The organism is Nostoc sp. DSM 114159 (genome assembly GCF_053470285.1).
This window is the reverse complement of the sequence record NZ_JBPFEH010000001.1, coordinates 2,054,289-2,073,410: the sequence shown is the minus strand read 5'-3', so window position 1 is coordinate 2,073,410 and position 19,122 is coordinate 2,054,289. Positions and strand designations below refer to the sequence as shown.

At 38.6% G+C, this 19,122-nt stretch carries 16 protein-coding genes; 13 read left to right on the top strand and 3 right to left on the bottom strand.

All coding sequences use genetic code 11. The annotated features are described in order from the left end of the window. The 11 genes from ACR5KR_RS08370 (at position 1) to msrB (ending at position 12,697) form a co-directional block, all read left to right on the top strand. Positions 1–1,071: a phage late control D family protein gene (locus ACR5KR_RS08370; protein WP_445626960.1), complete on the top strand. Its 1,071-nt coding sequence runs from the start codon at positions 1–3 to the stop codon at positions 1,069–1,071. Next, positions 1,068–1,775 (top strand): phage baseplate assembly protein V, encoded by a 708-nt coding sequence (locus ACR5KR_RS08365; RefSeq protein ID WP_445626961.1) that lies wholly within the window; start codon positions 1,068–1,070, stop codon positions 1,773–1,775. Before ACR5KR_RS08370 ends, ACR5KR_RS08365 begins: the two co-directional genes overlap by 4 nt. After that, on the top strand, positions 1,775–2,161 hold the full coding sequence (locus ACR5KR_RS08360) for a GPW/gp25 family protein (protein WP_445626962.1): 387 nt from the start codon (positions 1,775–1,777) through the stop codon (positions 2,159–2,161). Before ACR5KR_RS08365 ends, ACR5KR_RS08360 begins: the two co-directional genes overlap by 1 nt. A 6-nt stretch (positions 2,162–2,167) precedes the next feature. Further along, a complete protein-coding gene (locus ACR5KR_RS08355; RefSeq protein ID WP_448266150.1) occupies positions 2,168–5,710 on the top strand; it encodes a baseplate J/gp47 family protein in 3,543 nt (1,180 codons plus the stop codon). A gap of 134 nt (positions 5,711–5,844) precedes the next feature. After that, on the top strand, positions 5,845–6,207 hold the full coding sequence (locus tag ACR5KR_RS08350; protein ID WP_445626964.1) for a four helix bundle protein: 363 nt from the start codon (positions 5,845–5,847) through the stop codon (positions 6,205–6,207). A 132-nt stretch (positions 6,208–6,339) separates the two neighbouring features. Next, complete coding sequence (locus ACR5KR_RS08345; RefSeq protein WP_445626965.1) at positions 6,340–7,287, top strand: baseplate J/gp47 family protein; 948 nt, start codon at positions 6,340–6,342, stop codon at positions 7,285–7,287. Further along, a complete protein-coding gene (locus ACR5KR_RS08340; RefSeq protein ID WP_448266149.1) occupies positions 7,268–8,866 on the top strand; it encodes a phage tail protein in 1,599 nt (532 codons plus the stop codon). The genes ACR5KR_RS08345 and ACR5KR_RS08340 overlap by 20 nt, the downstream gene beginning before the upstream one ends. Before the next feature lie 14 nt (positions 8,867–8,880). Beyond that, the gene (locus ACR5KR_RS08335; protein ID WP_448266148.1) at positions 8,881–10,860 is read left to right on the top strand and encodes a hypothetical protein; all 1,980 of its coding nucleotides are present in this window, start codon (positions 8,881–8,883) and stop codon (positions 10,858–10,860) included. Positions 10,861–10,907: 47 nt separating this feature from the next. Continuing rightward, the gene (locus ACR5KR_RS08330; protein WP_448266147.1) at positions 10,908–11,336 is read left to right on the top strand and encodes a hypothetical protein; all 429 of its coding nucleotides are present in this window, start codon (positions 10,908–10,910) and stop codon (positions 11,334–11,336) included. A gap of 7 nt (positions 11,337–11,343) precedes the next feature. Continuing rightward, positions 11,344–11,577 (top strand): hypothetical protein, encoded by a 234-nt coding sequence (locus tag ACR5KR_RS08325; protein ID WP_012408145.1) that lies wholly within the window; start codon positions 11,344–11,346, stop codon positions 11,575–11,577. A gap of 625 nt (positions 11,578–12,202) precedes the next feature. Then, positions 12,203–12,697 (top strand): peptide-methionine (R)-S-oxide reductase MsrB, encoded by a 495-nt coding sequence (gene msrB / locus ACR5KR_RS08320; RefSeq protein ID WP_448270132.1) that lies wholly within the window; start codon positions 12,203–12,205, stop codon positions 12,695–12,697. Between the two features lie 227 nt (positions 12,698–12,924). Here msrB and ACR5KR_RS08315 read toward each other — a convergent pair whose 3' ends face one another. Beyond that, entirely contained in the window at positions 12,925–13,524 is a 600-nt protein-coding gene (locus tag ACR5KR_RS08315; protein ID WP_322694109.1) for an MBL fold metallo-hydrolase, read from the bottom strand. 264 nt (positions 13,525–13,788) lie between these two features. Here ACR5KR_RS08315 and ACR5KR_RS08310 point away from each other — a divergent pair, with 264 nt between their 5' ends. Both ACR5KR_RS08310 and ACR5KR_RS08305 read left to right on the top strand, forming a co-directional pair. Next, entirely contained in the window at positions 13,789–15,033 is a 1,245-nt protein-coding gene (locus ACR5KR_RS08310; RefSeq protein ID WP_448266145.1) for a pyridoxal phosphate-dependent aminotransferase, read from the top strand. Between the two features lie 490 nt (positions 15,034–15,523). Then, on the top strand, positions 15,524–15,895 hold the full coding sequence (locus tag ACR5KR_RS08305) for a four-helix bundle copper-binding protein (RefSeq protein ID WP_448270130.1): 372 nt from the start codon (positions 15,524–15,526) through the stop codon (positions 15,893–15,895). A 269-nt stretch (positions 15,896–16,164) separates the two neighbouring features. Here ACR5KR_RS08305 and ACR5KR_RS08300 read toward each other — a convergent pair whose 3' ends face one another. Together ACR5KR_RS08300 and modB are read right to left on the bottom strand one after the other, a co-directional pair. After that, entirely contained in the window at positions 16,165–16,902 is a 738-nt protein-coding gene (locus tag ACR5KR_RS08300; protein WP_448266144.1) for a hypothetical protein, read from the bottom strand. 328 nt (positions 16,903–17,230) lie between these two features. Continuing rightward, positions 17,231–19,102 (bottom strand): molybdate ABC transporter permease subunit, encoded by a 1,872-nt coding sequence (modB, locus tag ACR5KR_RS08295; RefSeq protein ID WP_448266143.1) that lies wholly within the window; start codon positions 19,100–19,102, stop codon positions 17,231–17,233. Positions 19,103–19,122 lie beyond the last annotated feature (20 nt).

Genomic DNA, 19,122 nt, shown 5'->3' with positions numbered 1-19,122 from the left:
ATGCCAAATGATGCTTCCTTATTAAATCCTAATGTCAAAATTTTGGTTCAAGACGAACCCTTAGCCGCAGAAATAGAAGCTGATTTAGTATCAGTTTTGGTATCTGAGGATTTGGAAGCTCCTAGTATGTTTGAACTGCGATTGATTACTTGGGACTTATTAAAACAAGAAATGACATGGGTAGATAACAAAGTATTTGATGTTGGTAATAAAGTAGAAATTCAGATGGGATATGAACAAGAAATAAAAACTCTCATGGTGGGAGAAATTACAGGATTAGAACCAGAATATAGCCAGGATGTAGCACCTATATTAGTGGTGCGTGGTCATGATTTACGCCATCGTTTGTTGCGAGGAAGCCACACAAAATCCTTCCTAAAAATTAAGGATAGTGAAATTGTCAGTCAAATTGCTAGAACTAGGGGAATTACAGCAAAAGTTACTGATAGTAAAGTGAAGTTAGAATATATCTTGCAGCACAATCAAACAGATTGGGAGTTTTTAAAAGAGAGAGCTAAACGCATTGGTTATGAAATTGCAGTAGAGCAAAAAACTCTCTATTTTCGTCCCCATCAGAATGGTAAAGGTAAAGCTTTGACTCTAACTTATGGAGAAGATTTACAAGAATTTCTACCACGCTTAAGTACTATGAATCAGGTACAACAGTTAGAGGTAAAAGGTTGGATTTATCAAGAAAAAGAGAAAAAAGAAGTATCAGGTAAAGCAGGAGTAGGAAAAGAAGGTGGCACAATGGGAGGTTCAACTTCTGGAACGAAAGCAGTCAAAAAAGCCTTTGGTGAATCGAGCTATACGATAGTAAATCAACCTGTATTAAGTAAAGAAGAAGCTGATAGTATGGCATTGGGGCAGTTTCAAGATATGGCGATCGCCTACATTACTGGTGAAGGAACTTGTCAAGGTAATCCCAATTTACGCGCCGGAAAAGTGGTTGAAATTCTTGGGCTTGGTCAAAGGTTTAGTGGACTTTATTATATTAAAACTGCCGAACATAGTTATTTAGTAAACCAAGGTTATAAAACTTCATTTACGGTAGGGAGAAATGCTACATGAACGGACTAGATGTTTTATTATCAAACAACCAAAATCATCATTTTTACGGCGTAACTGTTGGTGTAGTCACTAATAACAAAGATCCAAATAAATTAGGAAGAGTCAAAGTAAAATTTCCTTGGCTATCTTCAGAAGAAGAAAGTTACTGGGCTAGAGTGGTAACTCTCATGGCAGGAAATGACCGTGGTATTTATTTTTTGCCTGAAGTTAATGATGAAGTATTGGTTGCTTTTGAACAAGGTGATATGAATTTTCCTTACATTCTTGGTGCTGTATGGAATGGAAAAGATAAACCACCAATAACAAATGAAGATGGGAAAAATAATCAACGAGTCATTAAATCTCGAAGCGGTCATATGATTGTTTTAGATGATACTAAAGAACAAGAAAAAATTATTATTCAAGACAAGACTGGTAAAAATAAAATTGTGATTAATTCTAAAGATAACAAGATGAATATTCAAGTTGAAAAAGATTTAACTATTGAAACCAAAGGAAAAGTTATCTTAAAAAGTAGCGATGATGATATCTCGATTGAATGTAAAAACTTGCAAATAAAAACTCAACAAAATTATCAATTAGAAGTAGGTGCAAATTGTACAATCAAAGCTAAATCTAAATATAAATTGGAAGCGCAATCTGGCTTAGGAATCAAATGTGCAGCCGGAGTGAAAATAAATGATGGTTCATTGGAAGTGATGTAATGGAGATTGATTTTTTAGGTGTGGGATGGGCTTTACCTGTCCAACTTGATAAAAATGCTCAAATTGAGGTGGCGCGCTATGAAGATGTTGTGCGTCAATCAATTTGGATGATTCTCAGTACTGCCAAAGGAGAACGGATAATGCGTCCTGATTTTGGCTGTGATATTCACGAAAAAGTATTTTCTCCTAATAGTTTGGGAACAGTTGGACAAATTGTTAGTGATGTGAAAGATGCTTTAATTGAATGGGAACCTCGCATTGATGTTTTAGATGTGGATACAATTCCCGATCCTCACCAACCAAATGTAATTTTAATTCAAATAAATTATCAAATTCGGACAACAAATAATATTTTTAATTTAGTTTATCCTTTTTATTTGCAGTAATTGTATATGCCTTCTTTACCTCCCAAAATTGACCAGCGTACCTATGAAGAAATTGTTGAGCAAACCGAGAAGTTAGTAGAACAATCTACCGGCTGGAAAGCTGCATCTGGAAATAAAACTGATGCGGGTGGGGCATTAATTCGCATCTTTGGGCGGATGGTAAAATTAGTCAGCGATCGCATCAACCAAGTTCCAGAGAAAAATTTTCTGGCTTTCCTTGATTTAATTGGGGGAGAACTCAAACCTCCTCAACCTGCTAAAGTCCCTTTAACCTTTTATTTGGCACAAGGAAGCCTTACAGATGGGTTAGTTCCCGCTCATACTCAAGTTTCAGCGCCACCAGCAGAGGGTACAGACGCAGAAATCGTGTTTGAAACGGATCGAGAATTGGTTGTCACAACAACGCAATTACAAGCAGTATTCCTGCGCGAACCCAATCAAGATAAGTATAGCGATCTCTCTGAGATCCTTTCCGAGGAGCGCACTTTGGCAGGAACAGGACAACAAGATGCAGCTTTTTTAGCTTTGGAAGGCGATCGCTCTATTACCCATTCTCTTTACATAACTTGTCCCGAAATTTTTACTTTACCAGACTTAAAGGATCTGCAACTAATTATTACTACCAATAATACGATTGAAAGTGTTAATCAATTACAAATACCGCTTAACTGGTCTTATTGGGATAGCTCTCAATGGCAAACCATTGAAACTCCTAGCCAAAGTCAGAACAATAATCAATCTACTATTACTTTTACTTTTGCAAATTTACCTATTCCGGCTCCTTATGAGCTTCAAGGAAAAACAGCAAGATGGTTACAAGCCAATTTAAATAATATATTTTCTTTAATCGAAAATTTACCTCAAGTTACTAATATTCAAGGTGTTATCAATATAAAGCAAGCTAACTTAATTCCTGAAATTTGCTTATTTAACACTACTCCTTTAGACCTTACCAAAGATTTTTATCCCTTTGGCGAACAGCCGGAACTTAATGATACATTTTATATAGCTTTAAACGATACATTTGTGAAGCCAAATGTAACTATTATTATTGATATAATTTTAACTCATCAGCCTGTAAATATAAATAATTTAAAAATTGTCTGGGAAATTGGTAACGGTCAAATATGGCAAGAAATAGCAGATAAAAATAACCAACTAAAATGGATAGAAAAATCATCAGCAATTCAGTTTACTGAAAAAGATACTATCCAGGCGAAGTTACAATTTCCCAATGCAGAAAATATACCTTCTCCTAGCACTGTAAATGGAGAAACTCGTTATTGGGTTCGCGCTCGGATTACTCAAGGTCATTATGGTAAAGCCGCAGATGAGCGCCTGTATCCTGTTTATGATGACTTAGCAGTTCTGCGAAAGGAATTCAAACAAGGAGCCAACGAAATTGAAGTTGATACTTTAGATTTATTTAACACTGGCGATACAATTCGTGTTCTTCCTTATACTGAGGGATTTCCAGAAGAAAATAAAATTACACAAATCATTAAAGATAATAATAGGCTGAAGCTAGAAACCGGAGTTTTAAACACTACTTTAGGGGTTGGGACGCGAATCATGCGTAAGTTAATTATCACGGAGACGATTCCTCCGACTTACGATCCACCTCTGATTAAGTCATTAAAATTAACCTACGAATTTACCCTTACAGAAAAAGTTATTTATTTTGCTGAAAATGATTTTACATATTCTCATCCAGAAAATTCGAGTACACAATCTTTTCAACCTTTTACACCTACCATAGATCGAGAACCTACCCTCTATTTCGGATTTGATAAATCATTTGATAATAAAACAGTTACTCTTTATGCACAGTTTGATACCCCATTACCTAATGAATTATCAGCTGACATTACAGCAAATACCGTCCTTGCATTAACAGTAAATACTGGAGAGAAAACGCTGCAAATAGCCGATGTAACTGGTTGGCAAACAGGCGATCGCCTACAAATTCAGAACCCACTCAACGCCAAACAATACGATAATTATACTATTAGTAATATTAGTAAAAATTTAGTTACCACTAATCAACCTCTACAACAAGATTATCCTCAGAATACCCCAGTGATTCGTTCGCAGCAACCCCAATTAGTTTGGGAATATTCTAGTACTCTGGGTTGGCAACCATTAGGAGTAGAGGACGAAACTCAAGCATTTTCTCAACCAGGTTTAATTAGATTTATTGCTCCCGCAGACTTTAGCCCAGGAGAAAACTTTGGCAAAGAACTATATTGGTTGCGAGTGCGTTGGGTATCAGGTAATTTTCGGGTTAAACCTCGTCTACGTCGCTTGTTAACTAATACTACATGGGCAGTTCAGGCAATTAGTCTCCAAGAAGAAGTATTAGGTTCAAGTAACTACGATCCAAATCAGGTTTTCATTGCCAATAATATTCCCATTTTGATGGGACAGCAGTTAGAAATTCAAGAAGCACAAATTCCCCTAAACATAGAATCTGATCGCATCAAGGTAATTAAAGATAATTTGGGAGAAATTGATGAAGTTTGGGTACTTTGGCAAGAAGTAGCAGATTTTTACGATTCTAGTGCCAGCGATCGCCATTACACTTTAGATCGGCAAACAGGCGAAATTCGCTTTGGAAACGGACAAGCCGGGATGATCCCCCCCAGAGGACGCAATAATATTCGCCTATCTTTTTATCGCACTGGAGGAGGTAAACAGGGAAACGTCACTGCACAAACCATTAGCCAACTGAAAACTACCATTCCCTACATCGATCGGGTAATTAACCTGGAAGCAGCAGCAGGTGGGGCGCAACAGGAAACTTTGGATCGTCTGAAAGAACGAGTACCAAAGCAACTACGTCACCGCGATCGCGCTGTCACTCTTGAGGATATAGCAGATTTAGCTTACGAAGCTTCTACAGATGTAGCTAGAGTCAAAGTAGTTACACCAGATTTGCTGACGGCTGATTTTAGCCCTTTGAATGAAAAACTTTGGCTCGATCCGACTAAACCAAATGTGCTATTTGAAGATAGCCTCCGAGAAAAGTTGCAGACAATTAATGCTACCGAAGCAGAAAACTTTGAAAAAATGATGCGGGAAATTAACCGCCGTGCAGGGCAAGTTAAGCTAATAATTCTGCCCTACAGTAGCGATCGCCAACCAACCCCTAGTTTAGCTTTACTAGAGCAAGTCGAAACCTACATTCGTTCCCGTTGTGCGGGGACAGTAGATTTAGTGGTTACAGCCCCAAAATGGCGAGAAGTAACTGTGACTGCAACTATCACTCCTGTGTTGCTCGAAGACGCAGACATGGTGAGAAACAGCGTTAGACAACACTTAGAAGCCTTTCTCCATCCCTTAACTGGAGGAACAGGGGAGGGGTGGCAATTTGGACGCTACCCGCAAAAATCGGATTTTTACGCCATTATTCAATCCATTACGGGAGTAGATCATGTTAATTCCCTAGAGGTGGAGCTACCTGCAACAGAAAGCAAGTTATTACTAAGTGCTGATTCTTTAATTTATTCTGGCAATCATAACGTCAAGGTAGAAGGGAATAGGGGATAGGGAAGAGGCAATAGGCAATAGGCAATAGGGAATGGGTAATAGGCAATAGGCAATAGGCAATAGGCAATAGGGAATGGGTAATAGGGAATGGGTAATAGGCAATAGGTTAGGTTGGTGAATATAAGGAGTAAAAAATGTCAGGGATTCGGGATTTTAAAGACTTAATAATTTGGCAAAAAGGTATGGAAATTGCTGAAAAATGTTATTTATTAACGAAAAATTTTCCTAGAGATGAACTTTTCGGAATGATTCAACAAATAAGAAGAGCATCTGTTTCTATTCCAGCCAATATTGCGGAAGGCTATGGCAGAAGATCGCCTGGTGATTATGCGAGATTTTTAAACATCAGTCAAGGCTCAATTAATGAATTACAAACTCATCTTATTCTCTCTTCCAGAGTAGGGTTATGCACTGTAAAAGATATAGAATTGATTCTCCAACATCTTCAAGAAGAAACTAAAATGATTATTTCCCTTCTCAAAAATTTAAAAAATTAAAAACTATTCTTTACCCCTATTCTTTTTATTACCTATTACCTATTACCTATTACCTATTACCTATTTGCCTATTGCCTATTGCCTATTGCCCATTGCCTATTCCCTATTTCCCCATCCCCCATTCCTCTAATCATGACTCTACCCTTACCCAATCTCGACGATCGCAGCTATGCCAACTTACTAGAAGAGGCAATTTCTCAGATTCCGCTTGAATACCCAGAATGGACAGATCATAATCCTACAGATACAGGAATTATCCTGATTGAATTATTCGCATGGTTAACAGAAATGGTTCTCTACCGAGTTAATCAAATTCCTGATGAGAATTATGCTAGTTTTTTGAGTTTACTTAAAGGAGAAGAATGGAACTTACCCATTAATATTTCTACCCAGGAACGACAAAACATTTTACAATCAGAAATTCAAAAGACTTTATTAGAAGTACGCAAAATTTATCGTGCCGTTACTCCAGAAGATTTTGAAAAATTGGTACTTATCGATTGGAATAAATCACAAGATGCTGATAATTTAAAAATTGCTAGGGTTAAATGTTTAACACAATGTAATTTAGAGTCAACATCTGATAATTTTGCTAAAGGACATATTAGTTTAGTAGTTGTTCCTGAAGATAACGAAATAACTCAAGTAAATAAATATGAACCTTTATTTAGATTTCTTGAAGATCGCAGACTATTAACTACCCGCCTGCATATCTTAGAACCTGAGTATGTATCCATATCTATAGAAGCAGAATTAGTGCTTCAGGATGGCGCACAAGCAGAAGCAGTTAAAACACAGGCAGAAGAGGAAGTCAAAATGTTTTTTGAACCTCTGCGATCGCAAAAATATTGGCAGGGAAAAGGATGGCCTTTTGGTCGGAGTGTTTATCTATCGGAATTATATAAATTATTAGATGACTTAGAAGGTGTAGATTATGTTGAAAACCTGCAAATTAAAGATAAGAATAATAACTCTAAATCTGAAATTAATTTAGCAGATAATCAGTTAGTTAAAATCAATCTCACAGACAGTAAATTTACAATATTGGTAGAAGTTGGTAATGAACGTAAAAAAATCTGAATCTATTAGTACATATCATCAATATTTACCAGCAATTCTCCAAAAAGATGTTTTTATTGCTCAGTTGTTGCTGTCATTTGAAAAAATTCTCAGTGGATTAAGTGAAACTCCGAATCAAGAGCAAATTATTACAGCCAAGACTCAAAATATACCAGGATTAGAAGAAATTATTGATAATATTCATGTTTATTTCAATCCTCAACATACTCCAAAGGAATTTTTACCTTGGTTAGCGGGTTGGGTAGCCTTGAGTTTACGAGACGATTGGGAAGTAGAGGTCAAAAAAGCATTTATTCAACAAATTGTTCACCTATACGGTTTACGAGGAACAAAAGCAGGATTAATCGAAATTTTGAGTGTTTATTTAAAAAATTCAGGATTTGGAGAAAAGGTTGAAGTCTTCGATCAATTTGATAATTTACCGAATTATTTTCAAGTTCAACTAACTCTCAAAGACCGCGATCCTGATAAGTATTGGCGACAAGCTAAAATTGCTAAAGCAATTATCGATAGAGAAAAGCCTGCACAGACATTTTATTCCTTAAAAATCCTTGTCCCAACGATGCAGCTAACTCAGCGATCGCACGTTGCTTATCCTTTCAAATTGTTTGCATCTCCAAATAATCAAACCTTTGCCATAGAAGTCACAATTACTCCTAACAACATTAATAGTATTCCCATTAATCAATTAGCGAACCAGTTAGCTATTCAGATTCAAGGAAACTCGGAATTAATTACCCCTTACTCACCAGAAATAATTATCAATAATCAATCATTTTCAATTAAACAAAATTTAAATTATCAGCATTTACAAGAAAATTTAGCAGGTTTCAATGTTATATTATCAAACCGAACCGATAAACAGTTCGTGGGCAATTTAACTATTAAGCTATATTTTTTAATTAATGAAGTTGAATATAACAATACACTCCTAGAACAACCTGTAAATCTATCACCAGTCCTAAAAATTTGTCATCAAAATGATAAAAGAGAAATTATTGCAGGAAATACAATTTTTTACCAAAATAGTCAGCCGCAACAATCGGGAATGAAGCTGACAGAATCTATATGGACTAAACCCTATAGTTTTCTACTGTTTGATCCACCGAAAGTTCAAGAGTTACAACCTAATATAACTGCAATTATTGAAAAATTAGACTTTGAAGCAATTGTAGAAATTACCCAACCAAATACAATCAACTCAGATTTACTAAATCAAATCACAGTTCGCCTTCAAGATGATGTTTCAGGATTTTATTTATTAACACCAGAAACTCTTAGAGAAAATAATACAATTAGAATTCAGCGTACCCTCTACTACCAAGAGTTTATGCAAACTATAGATAAATTTACAGTGACAATGAAAAATCTCAATAATCTTGATATTGCTGGTAAAGTCACTGTTCAAGCTTCCTTAAATATTAATCAGCGTTTATCTACTTATAAAATACTAGAGCAAACCTTTAACCTCACAGCCGTCTCTCCCTATAATATTTTACAAATTTGCCGTAAAAACGAGGAAGGTAAAATTGTTTTTGGTAACACCATTCTAGGAACAAATAGTCAATCATTGAACTAAATTCAGGATCAAACATGGCTAAAATTACTGATTTCACTAACTTTGGTAATGAACGTCCTAACTATTTTGCAGGGCAATACCTGCTAGAAGATGACTTTGAAATTCAACATAAATATCTTAGCGATCGCCAACGCTATCATAATCAAAGTCTTCATATTTCAGGAATTATTGAAGGGTTAGAAGTTGCAGTTATTCAGGATACAAAATCTGTTCAAATAAAATCGGGTTCGGCTATCAATAGTAGCGGCGATTTAATTATTTTAAAAGAAAATATTACATTTTCCGACTTCAAAAATCTTACTGACGGTGTACTCTACATCCAATATGCTCAAGGTAAACAAGTTCAACAGCAAAAAGATGTACCAGATAGCTATACTCGTTGGATTGAAAAACCTATTTTGGGATTTTCAACTACAATTCCTGAAAATAGCGTCAATCTGGGAAAACTAACAATAGCTCAAAATACCATTACTCTTGATGCTAACGTTCGGGAATATTCTGGTTTATCCTTACCAAATTCTAATAGTAAAGCTTTAACTCTTCGCTCTGGAGGAAATGCCACTCCAAACTTAGCAGTTTTGACAGGTAGCTTAAAAATTGATGGGGATTTAACAGTAACTGGGACAATCTCAGGAACAATAGATACAAAAAATATTACTTCTGGAATATTAAATGTTGACAGAATTGCTAATTTATCGACTGATAAAATCACTTCTGGAACATTAAATGTTGACAGAATCCCTAATTTATCGACTGATAAAATCACTTCTGGAACATTAAATGTTGACAGAATCCCTAATTTATCGACTGATAAAATCACTTCTGGAACATTAAATGTTGAGAGAATTCCTAATTTATCAACTGATAAAATCACTTCTGGAACATTAAATGTTGACAGAATTCCTAATTTATCAGCAAATAAAATCACCTCTGGAACAATTGTTGGCGATTTAACTGTTAATGGTAATATTACAGGTAAAAACTTATCCATTTCAGCAGACGGTAGTAAGCGTGGTGCATTATTTCTGGCTTCAATAGGAGACTATAACCACGTACTGTATAATAACCTGTCTAACATAGATAATGAAGGAGTGTGGGATGGAGCCAAGTGGAATGTCTTTAACGGATTAAATATCCGAGTAGGAAGTGGTAGCTCTAAAAGTACAGCTTTGTATATAAATAATACTGGCAATGTTGCCATTGGCATCAATAATCCAGGTGACTACAAATTAAATGTGCAAGGTAATCAGTTGCTTCAAGGTAGTCTGACTATTCAGGAAGGTAAAGTTAGTCTTGATGGCAGTCAACAAATTATTTTTTCAGATAATGGAACTACAAACCAACTGAAATTACAACTTTGGAGCGGATATGGTCTCGGTATTAATGGTTCTACTTTATTCTATACAGCTAACGGCAATCATTCTTGGCGAGATAATCAAAATACTGAAAGAATGTTGTTAAGCACTGCTGTAGATGGTGGGTTAACAGTCAAAGGAACAGGAAGTTCTTCTTTTGCTGGAAATTTAACTGTAACTGGTTCTTTATCGGTGGGTGTATCTGTTAACAGTACAACGAATATTGACCTATCGGGTCATGTCCAACTCAAGGAATATGGACTAAAGAATATTGCTTTTCTTCAAGCAAGAGACGACTCATCCAATCGAGATATTGGCTTGAGAATTAGAACACAAACACAAGGTAGTACACAAAGAAATCTTGTAGATGCAGTAACCATTACTCCTAGTGGAGAAATACAGGGAAAGATTTGGTATTCTGACGAATATGTATGGAAGAATGGTCAAACTGATGTCAAAATGGGACACAGTAGTAAATGCGTCGCATTCTTAACATATACGCAAGGAAAATTTGCTGGTAGTGGCGAACAAGTTTTCACTTATATAGGAAGTGACGGATATTGGTATCTTGGTGGAAAACAGGGAAGTGGAGGTGCTGATATAGTCGCGAAAGCAAGATGTATTGGTTCTCCTAGTTAGTGCGATCGCCAAGCTTATAAAATATATTTGCAATTCAATATGACTCTATGGCTGACTTCATTCTCATCACTGGCGATCGAGCCATGTTTAACAAAACTTTTGGCCAAGCCATTGTCACCGTCCGTCCAGGCGATCTAATTGGCACAGGTAAGGATAAAATTAACCAGAAACTAGTCTGTGTAGATGGCGACGAAAAAAAAGTTATCGTTCCTGGTTGTCCTTATATGACTTCCCAATATACTATCCCTGGAGTTGGGATACTGTCCATTGAATCCCTTGCTGGCAACCAAAAAGCCAAAAAGACAAAATCTGGTGGGAAACCAGTACTGCTCAAAGGTGCTTCATTTAAAGCCAAATTTCAAGTCACAGTTCCCGCACAAAAACCCTCTGCACCTAGTCCCATACCCGACGCTACCCCCCAATATTCCGGTACTGGCACATTTATTTCCCTAAATAGCAAAGTCAAAGGAACTTAATTAAATAATGAAAGAACAATTAGAAAAACGTCTCACTGAACTCAAAGCCGAATTGGTATCAGGACAAAAAGTCATGGCAGATTTAGAGGCGAAACAAGCAAATCTGCGCGATACCTTACTGCGGATTAGTGGTGCAATTCAAATTTTGGAAGAACTCACATCTTCTACTAAGCAAGATGATTATCAAAATAATAATTACGTACAAGAAGAATCAAACGTTCAATATCAATTAAAAGATTGACATCCTTCTTGATTAAAACATAGGATATTATGTGCTTTTACCCATAATTTAGCCAAAATTGTGAACCAAGATCAGCGATCGCACAGCGGTAAATAGAGTTTTATGACATCTTGAGATGCAAAGATGTAAATAACGTAAGGATTCAGCTGATGGCCTTGTACCAGACACTATAATTAATCTCTTCAAGGGGCGACAATCAAGCTAAAGTGCTTGCTGTATAAGCATCATAGCCTTTAAACCTCGTCGATAATATGCCTGCTTATTGCGAATGAAACCGACCAGTTCCTCGACCCATACTTGACACTCATGCAAAGCTGTTGTGGCAGTTGTTCCCATACCTGAATTATTATTTTGTGTAATGGCATCTGGAGAGATGGCGCTAACAACGCCTTTGAGAGTACCGTAATCGGGATAGGGACATACTCTTTTTTTGGCTAAGGTATTGTTGTTTCTTAGCCAATTTTAATCAGTTTATTAGGGCTAATTCAGAGCGTAGATGCGTTCGCGTAGCGTCTCGTAGAGAAGCGGCTTGTCGCCAGACATCGCTGATTATAGTCATTCATGTAGGGAATCCCGTACTGGAATTGATTGGCCAGTGAACCGGAAAATAGAAAATAATAGATATATGGACAAACGCTATTTTTTACAGGCTAGTGCAGTCATAGTCGGCACAGCATTGTTATCAAGGTATATCAAATGGGAGCCAGAAGCGATGACAACTTCTAAGAGTGGATTTGAAGTTACCAAACCAGAGTCAGAGTGGCGCACGATTTTAACGCCAGAACAGTTTAATGTATTGCGTAAACATGGGACTGAACGCCCTTATACCAGTCCATTAGATAAGGAATACGACAAGGGTACTTATTATTGTGCTGCGTGTGAACAACCACTGTTTACATCTGATACCAAATTCAACAGTGGTACTGGCTGGCCTAGCTTCTTTAATCCAATTGAAGGTGCGATCGCCACAACTGTAGACAAGTCGTTGTTTATGACCAGAACTGAAGTGCATTGTAGTCGCTGTGGTGGTCATCTGGGCCATGTTTTTGATGATGGGCCTGCGCCCACTGGGAAGCGCTACTGCATGAACGGTGTTTCGCTGAAATTTGAGCCTGCTTGATAAGTTGCGTCACCGATAGCGTAGCATTAGCGAGTCAAGACCTTCCTGTGTCGTTAACGCTGCACTATCGAGCGTCACAGCCGTCCTCACATCGCACACACAACTTAAATCATCAGATTTTCATAGTTGACCAAGAGTGAATAAATTTTTGACAATAACTTCTTCTATTCAGTGCTATTGAAAAAGTATTGTCAGGGTAGCATAGCTAGCTGTGCTACCCTAATTATTTACAGTGTCGCTACAAGCTCCTTTAAGCGATCGCGTCCATCCCGAAAGACGGGCCAACCATCCCCCACCAGCACTGCTTCTACCCGACTCAGTTGAGCCAACCTGCGAATAGAAGCAACAGCCTCCTCTCGATTCAGCAGCTTGTCATCTGGTAAAATTGTCAAGCTACCTGCTTTGCGTGCCCGGACTAAATCCCCTGTAATTAAAGTTGTCTCTTCTAGTAACAGAGCCAACTCACCGGGAGTTTTAGAACCATTGAGTTCAATCACTTCCAGTCCTGGGACAAATTCTTCACCATCAGATAGCCAGCGATCGCAAGGTATAGGAAAAGTGTCTTTTTCTGCAATCGGGCCAGCAATCTTAGCATAGGTTTGATCGGCAATTTCTTTACTTGCCCTGACATGCTCAGAATTCGTCAGCACAATCCAAACCACACCACCGAGGGATTTTAGATGATTCCAATCATGGTTTGATAAGGCTACTGGGTCAATCAAGATGTTGCCATCTGGGCGAATCCAGGCAATCCCATTGAAATCAATATTTCTTGCCGGATTGAAATTAGACCAGCTATACAGATCGGGACGGTGCAAAGATTTCATGATGATTCTGGATCGATACTTCAATAATTGACTATTAATCTCAATAATTAAGTATATAGATAATAAGGGCATTGGGCATTGGGCATAAGAGGCAGAGGTGCAGAGGGGGAGAGGGGCAGAGGGGCAGAGGGGAAAGACTTACTGCAACTTCTCCTCCGCTCCCCTGCTCCCCTGCTCCTCGGTCACTGAGCGTAGTCGAAGTGCTGCTCCCTTGCTCCCTCTAGCTCAGAAATTTGAGTATACTACGATAAATCTATCAATCTTATGGATTTAGTCTGGGTTACAGAAATTCACAGGATTTCGGCAATAACGATCGACGGAGGTATAGGGGTGAGTGAGATTAAGCGCCAAAAAATATCAGCGAAGGCAGAACAGTTTACAGAGTCTGTGATTCGAGAAATGACCAGGGTGGCACTGCAACACGATGCAGTAAATCTGGCGCAGGGCTTCCCTGATTTTCCTTGTCCTTTGGAGTTGAAACAGGCAGCATATCAGGCGATAGAGGCAGATGTTAATCAGTATGCCATTACTTGGGGCGATCGCCCATTTCGTCATGCGATCGCTAACAAAGTTCGTTGGTATCTCGGCTTAGATATCAATCCCGAAACCCAAATCACCGTTACTTGCGGTTCCACAGAAGCAATGGCATCTGTAATGCTGGCGACAGTCGATCCCGGTGACGAAGTAATTGTATTTGAGCCATATTATGAAAACTACGGCCCCGATGCGATTTTAGCTGGTGCTATACCCCGCTACGTGACACTGCATCCTCCCCATTGGACATTTGATGAAGCACAGTTGCGTCAAGCTTTCAATGCCAATACCAAAGCAATTATTATCAACACACCCCATAATCCCACAGGTAAAGTCTTTAGCTGTGAAGAACTCACCTTAATTGCAGAACTTTGTCAAAAATGGGATGTGTTAGCGTTCACAGACGAAATCTATGAACATATTCTCTATGACGGCACTCAACATATTGCCCTAGCGACTCTTCCCGGTATGGAAGAACGCACCGTTACGATTAACGGTTTGTCCAAAACTTATAGCGTCACTGGATGGCGAGTCGGCTATATTCTAGCAAACCCCGAATTGACAGGGGCGATTCGCAAAGTCCATGATTTTCTCACCGTTGGCGCACCTGCACCATTGCAACGAGCCGGAGTTGCCGCTATGCAACTACCACCATCCTATTATGAAGAATTAGCCAAACTTTATCACCAGAAGCGAGACAGCATTTTACAAATTCTAGACCGAGTTGGGATTCCCTATTTCGTTCCTCAAGGAGCCTATTACGTTCTTGCAGACATTTCCAAATTTGGCTATAAAACAGATGTTGAATTCACTTACCATCTAATTAAAGATATCGGTGTTGCTGTAGTTCCCGGTTCCAGCTTTTTTAGCCAACCAGAAAAAGGACATTCATTGATTAGATTTTGCTTTAGCAAAAGACCTGAGACATTACAAGCAGCGAGCGATCGCTTACTTAAATTGCAATCAAATCTATAACGTACATCATATCTTATGTAAGTTGTGAAAATTATTTTTTTCGAGGAAATTTTCTTTTAAGTGCAGTTGAAATTCCATTATGAATTACGAATTTTTCAAGACCTATATCTTCAAGTTAATATAAATTAATCAAATACAAGTTAATATAAATTTACAAATGCTTAGTTTAGGCATTCATTTGTTAAAAACAATAACATTATTTTCGACTTAAATTTAACTCTAACTTTTGATCCCCGATATAAAGTTGACTTGCCAAAGGAAACCACACTTGTAAGCGAGGGTTTCTAAACCTTAATGTATAGTATTTTCCAGAAAAACAACACCAAATTAGTGTAGAATTAGTTCAGATTCCCGGTAATTATATCGGGATAGTAGGCTTAAAAATTCTCTCTTAAAAACCCCATTGACTCTTTAAAAGGATAAGACTAATGTGATGAATAGTCCTTCGGGGACACTATTTTATGCATCAAAAAATCAGGAGATATTTCCGATGATGATGATGATGACTGAAACCATGACTCCAGAAATGCAGACTTGCATGAATGTTTGTATGGATTGTCATAAAATGTGCATGGAAACCATGACTCATTGTATGAGCAAAGGTGGTCAGCACATGGATAAGAACATGATGAGCATGATGAGCATGATGCGCGATTGCTCTGAAATGTGCATGATGTGTATGAATATGATGATGAGCGGTTCTGAGTTCATGGAACGCACTTGTATGCTTTGTGCGGAAATGTGCGATCGCACTGCAATGGCGTGTGAGATGATGAGCGATGACGCGAAAATGATGGAATGTGCTGCCGCTTGCCGTAAGTGTGCAGAGTCTTGCAGAAGTATGCACATGATGCCCGCATAATTCTACGACAATCTAGCAGAAGTTTCTCTGCAACCTAATATTCAAGCGCTCAGACTCTTTGGGGTCTGGGCGCTTGAAGTAATATTTTTTTGAAGAATTTGCCGCTTCTCGTGTATCTCTGCGTTCACTCTAGGAAAGTAAAAAGTAAGAAAGCCTGCCTGTAAAGACTCATAAAACTCCCTCAGGCAGATTTTTGCTAAACCAATGCTGTTCAGCTTTCTTACGCGGCACTGGCTAATATCTATACTTATTACAGAATTACTTTAATCTTAAAACGGGCACTTCTCAAACCATCGTGGAGTCTGGTTTTTAGCACTCAAAAAGTACTGTATAAGGTTTTTAGCAGTCTCATACGTCTTTGGAAGAGGCTTACATGATATTACATTCCATATCGAGTTCTCATCCTCACCTTGGAACTCTCTATCTTTTGTTTTCATGTGAATGATGCGATCTCGAATGTCTTTCAGTTTATTGAAATCATTCCATAGACTTTTGCCTTTTGGACTTTCAATGCTAAGAACCGCAGGAAGAACATCTCCTAATTTAATGTCCAATTTTAAATGCCTTTCGATTTGCTCTTTGTTGTACTGTTGAGTGCTTCTTTTCTCCACAACTGTGTGAATATAATTATCTGGTAATTCTTCATTTACAAATGATTCCAATGAAGTATATGCAAAAACTATTGATGCCATCATTTGTTCATAAAATGCGAATACATCAGGTTCCGGTAAATGACTAAATTTGTCCTTATTAGAAATAGACTTACTAATTAATTGCCCAGCCTGTCGATGGCACATCTGCGACAAATTGAGAAGCAAAGCAGTAGCGTTAGGAATTGTGATGCCAAGACGTTCTTTCCCATGATGAATGATTGCAGCTTGTGTCACTGCGGTTCCAGGGGGTATAGGGGTTGATGAACCAGGAACAAGAAATGGCTCAGTAGTCCATGTCAAATTGTTAATGCGCCAATCCATACTACTAATATGTTCTGGAGTTTGTTTACTCATACATTCACTTAATTAATAATCTAGTTACCTTCTTTTCACTTAACTGTGCATTCACCGATAGCCTTGAAGTACCATCTCAACCCATAACCGTGAGCAGCACAACAACCTAGCTCTCTGGTGGCACAATCAATTGTAACCGAATCTCCTAAAAATAGAGGTTAATCTTTATACCTGTATTCATGTATCTATCATGAAATTCATTTAGTTAAATCTATTTGCCATTTAGCAATTTACATCTAGAGGTGATCGTCACTGCGAACACATCTCAAACCCTCATAGCTTCGTAAACCTGCGTTTGCCACTGTGGAAAACACAGGTTACTGGGGATTCATTCCATCAAAATCAACCGCAGAGGATCTAAACGCACATACCAAGGAAAAGGTTGGTCTTTCATCGTTGCCCATTTTTCTTTGAAGACTTCAGCTTGCAGATGGTAATCTTGAGAATTCTTTCCAGTCGAATGTAATTTGAGAAACAACGTCATTCGATGGGGCGTTTCACTTGTTCGCACTAACCAGCAAGGAAAGGTATTTTCCTGTGATGAGTCGTTGGTAAAAATAAACTGATGGGCACGAATGCCGACGTGAGATAATTCGCTCTTAACTGGTTCAATTACTTGCAAAGTACAACCCCAATCAATCGCTTCTACCTGTTGTAATGACTGGAGAACAGCACGGGAGAAATTTTTGCATCCAGTGAGTTGGGCGACACTAACGGTAGCAGGATGCTGGAAAATATCATATTTGCTACCATAATGAACAGCTCTACCATGCTCCAATACCAATAGATTTGGGCAAATCCGATAAGCTTCTTCCATATTATGGGTGACAAATAAAGTCACACCTTGGTAGTCAGCAAGAGTTTCTGTCATTTGCTGTTCTAATTGGCTACGTAGATGGGTATCAAGTGCGGAAAACGGCTCATCTAAAAGTAATGCCTCCGGTTGACTTGCCAATGCTCTTGCCAAAGCTACCCGTTGTTGTTGTCCCCCAGAAAGTTGGTGCGGATAGCGATCGCCTAATCCCTGCAACTGCATCGCTATTAGTTGCTCCTCTACCTGCACCCGAATACTCCCAGCCGATAGGTTTTTAGGCAAGCCAAAAGCGATGTTTTGCGCCACATTCATGTGGGGAAATAGGGCATAATTCTGCACTAAAAAACCGATGCGGCGATCGCGACTGGGTAAATTAATTCCTTGTTCTGAGTCAAACAAAACTCTGTCATTTAAAACTATGCGCCCGGTTGTGGGTGTTTCTATTCCCGCAAGACAGCGCAAAATCATGCTCTTACCCGCTCCAGAACCTCCTAACAATCCCAAGGGTTGCTCATCAGTATTGAAAGCAACTTTTAAATCAAAACTAGGAAGTATTTTTTCAATGTTGACAAACAATCCCCCAGATTCAAAGCTAGTGTACGCAGTATAAAGATTTTCTCCCCCTGCCCCCTGCCCGACTTCGACTACGCTCAGTGACCTCCTGCCCCCTGCCTCCTGCTCCCGTTCGACTACGCTCACGGCAAGCCTGCTCCCCGCTCCCCTCTTCTTTTCTCTCAATTCTTGCCAGAAGTTGACTGCAATAATTCCAAAAAGAGAAATCGCCATAATTGCGATCGCCCAAAACCAAGCCTCATTCATTGCTCCCGCTTCCACTGCAAAATAAATCGCCATTGGAATTGTCTGCGTTTGTCCTGGAATGTTACCAGCCAGCATCAAGGTTGCGCCGAATTCTCCTAAAGCACGGGCAAAAGCTAACATTGTGGCGGCGACAATGCCGGGTAATGCTAAGGGTAAACTGATGCGCCAAAAGATTGTGGTTTCATTTGCACCAAGGGTTCTAGCTACTCGCAGCAAATTAGCATCTATTTGTTCAAAGGCTCCCAGTGCAGTTTTATACATTAAAGGGAAAGAAACTACCGTGGCTGCGATCGCTGCACCATACCAAGTAAAAACGATGCTGAAGTCAAAAGCCCCCATGAATTTCCCTACAGGGCCATTTTTGCCAAAAAATAGCAGCAACAAGAACCCGACAACTGTAGGCGGTAAAATTAGGGGCGCAATAAAGATACCCTCAATCAACGATTTACCTTTGCCACCATATCCCAGCATCCAGTAGGCAGCAGCGATACCCAAAAAGAAGGTGATAAATGTGGCAAGTAATGAAGTTTTGAGTGATATCCAAAGAGGCGATAAATCCAATGGCATAGTTGCGTAGGGAAGAATTA

Bases quoted from the DNA above. Each gene is read 5' to 3' on its own strand.
- ACR5KR_RS08370 (WP_445626960.1), top strand. From the start codon at position 1: ATGCCAAATGATGCTTCCTTATTAAATCCTAATGTCAAAATTTTGGTT.
- ACR5KR_RS08310 (WP_448266145.1), top strand. From the start codon at position 13,789: ATGGATTTAGTCTGGGTTACAGAAATTCACAGGATTTCGGCAATAACG.
- ACR5KR_RS08335 (WP_448266148.1), top strand. From the start codon at position 8,881: ATGGCTAAAATTACTGATTTCACTAACTTTGGTAATGAACGTCCTAAC.
- msrB (WP_448270132.1), top strand. From the start codon at position 12,203: ATGGACAAACGCTATTTTTTACAGGCTAGTGCAGTCATAGTCGGCACA.
- ACR5KR_RS08305 (WP_448270130.1), top strand. From the start codon at position 15,524: ATGATGATGATGATGACTGAAACCATGACTCCAGAAATGCAGACTTGC.
- ACR5KR_RS08350 (WP_445626964.1), top strand. From the start codon at position 5,845: ATGTCAGGGATTCGGGATTTTAAAGACTTAATAATTTGGCAAAAAGGT.
- ACR5KR_RS08325 (WP_012408145.1), top strand. From the start codon at position 11,344: ATGAAAGAACAATTAGAAAAACGTCTCACTGAACTCAAAGCCGAATTG.
- ACR5KR_RS08315 (WP_322694109.1), bottom strand. From the start codon at position 13,524: ATGAAATCTTTGCACCGTCCCGATCTGTATAGCTGGTCTAATTTCAAT.
- ACR5KR_RS08365 (WP_445626961.1), top strand. From the start codon at position 1,068: ATGAACGGACTAGATGTTTTATTATCAAACAACCAAAATCATCATTTT.
- ACR5KR_RS08340 (WP_448266149.1), top strand. From the start codon at position 7,268: ATGAACGTAAAAAAATCTGAATCTATTAGTACATATCATCAATATTTA.
- modB (WP_448266143.1), bottom strand. From the start codon at position 19,102: ATGCCATTGGATTTATCGCCTCTTTGGATATCACTCAAAACTTCATTA.
- ACR5KR_RS08345 (WP_445626965.1), top strand. From the start codon at position 6,340: ATGACTCTACCCTTACCCAATCTCGACGATCGCAGCTATGCCAACTTA.
- ACR5KR_RS08360 (WP_445626962.1), top strand. From the start codon at position 1,775: ATGGAGATTGATTTTTTAGGTGTGGGATGGGCTTTACCTGTCCAACTT.
- ACR5KR_RS08330 (WP_448266147.1), top strand. From the start codon at position 10,908: ATGGCTGACTTCATTCTCATCACTGGCGATCGAGCCATGTTTAACAAA.
- ACR5KR_RS08355 (WP_448266150.1), top strand. From the start codon at position 2,168: ATGCCTTCTTTACCTCCCAAAATTGACCAGCGTACCTATGAAGAAATT.
- ACR5KR_RS08300 (WP_448266144.1), bottom strand. From the start codon at position 16,902: ATGAGTAAACAAACTCCAGAACATATTAGTAGTATGGATTGGCGCATT.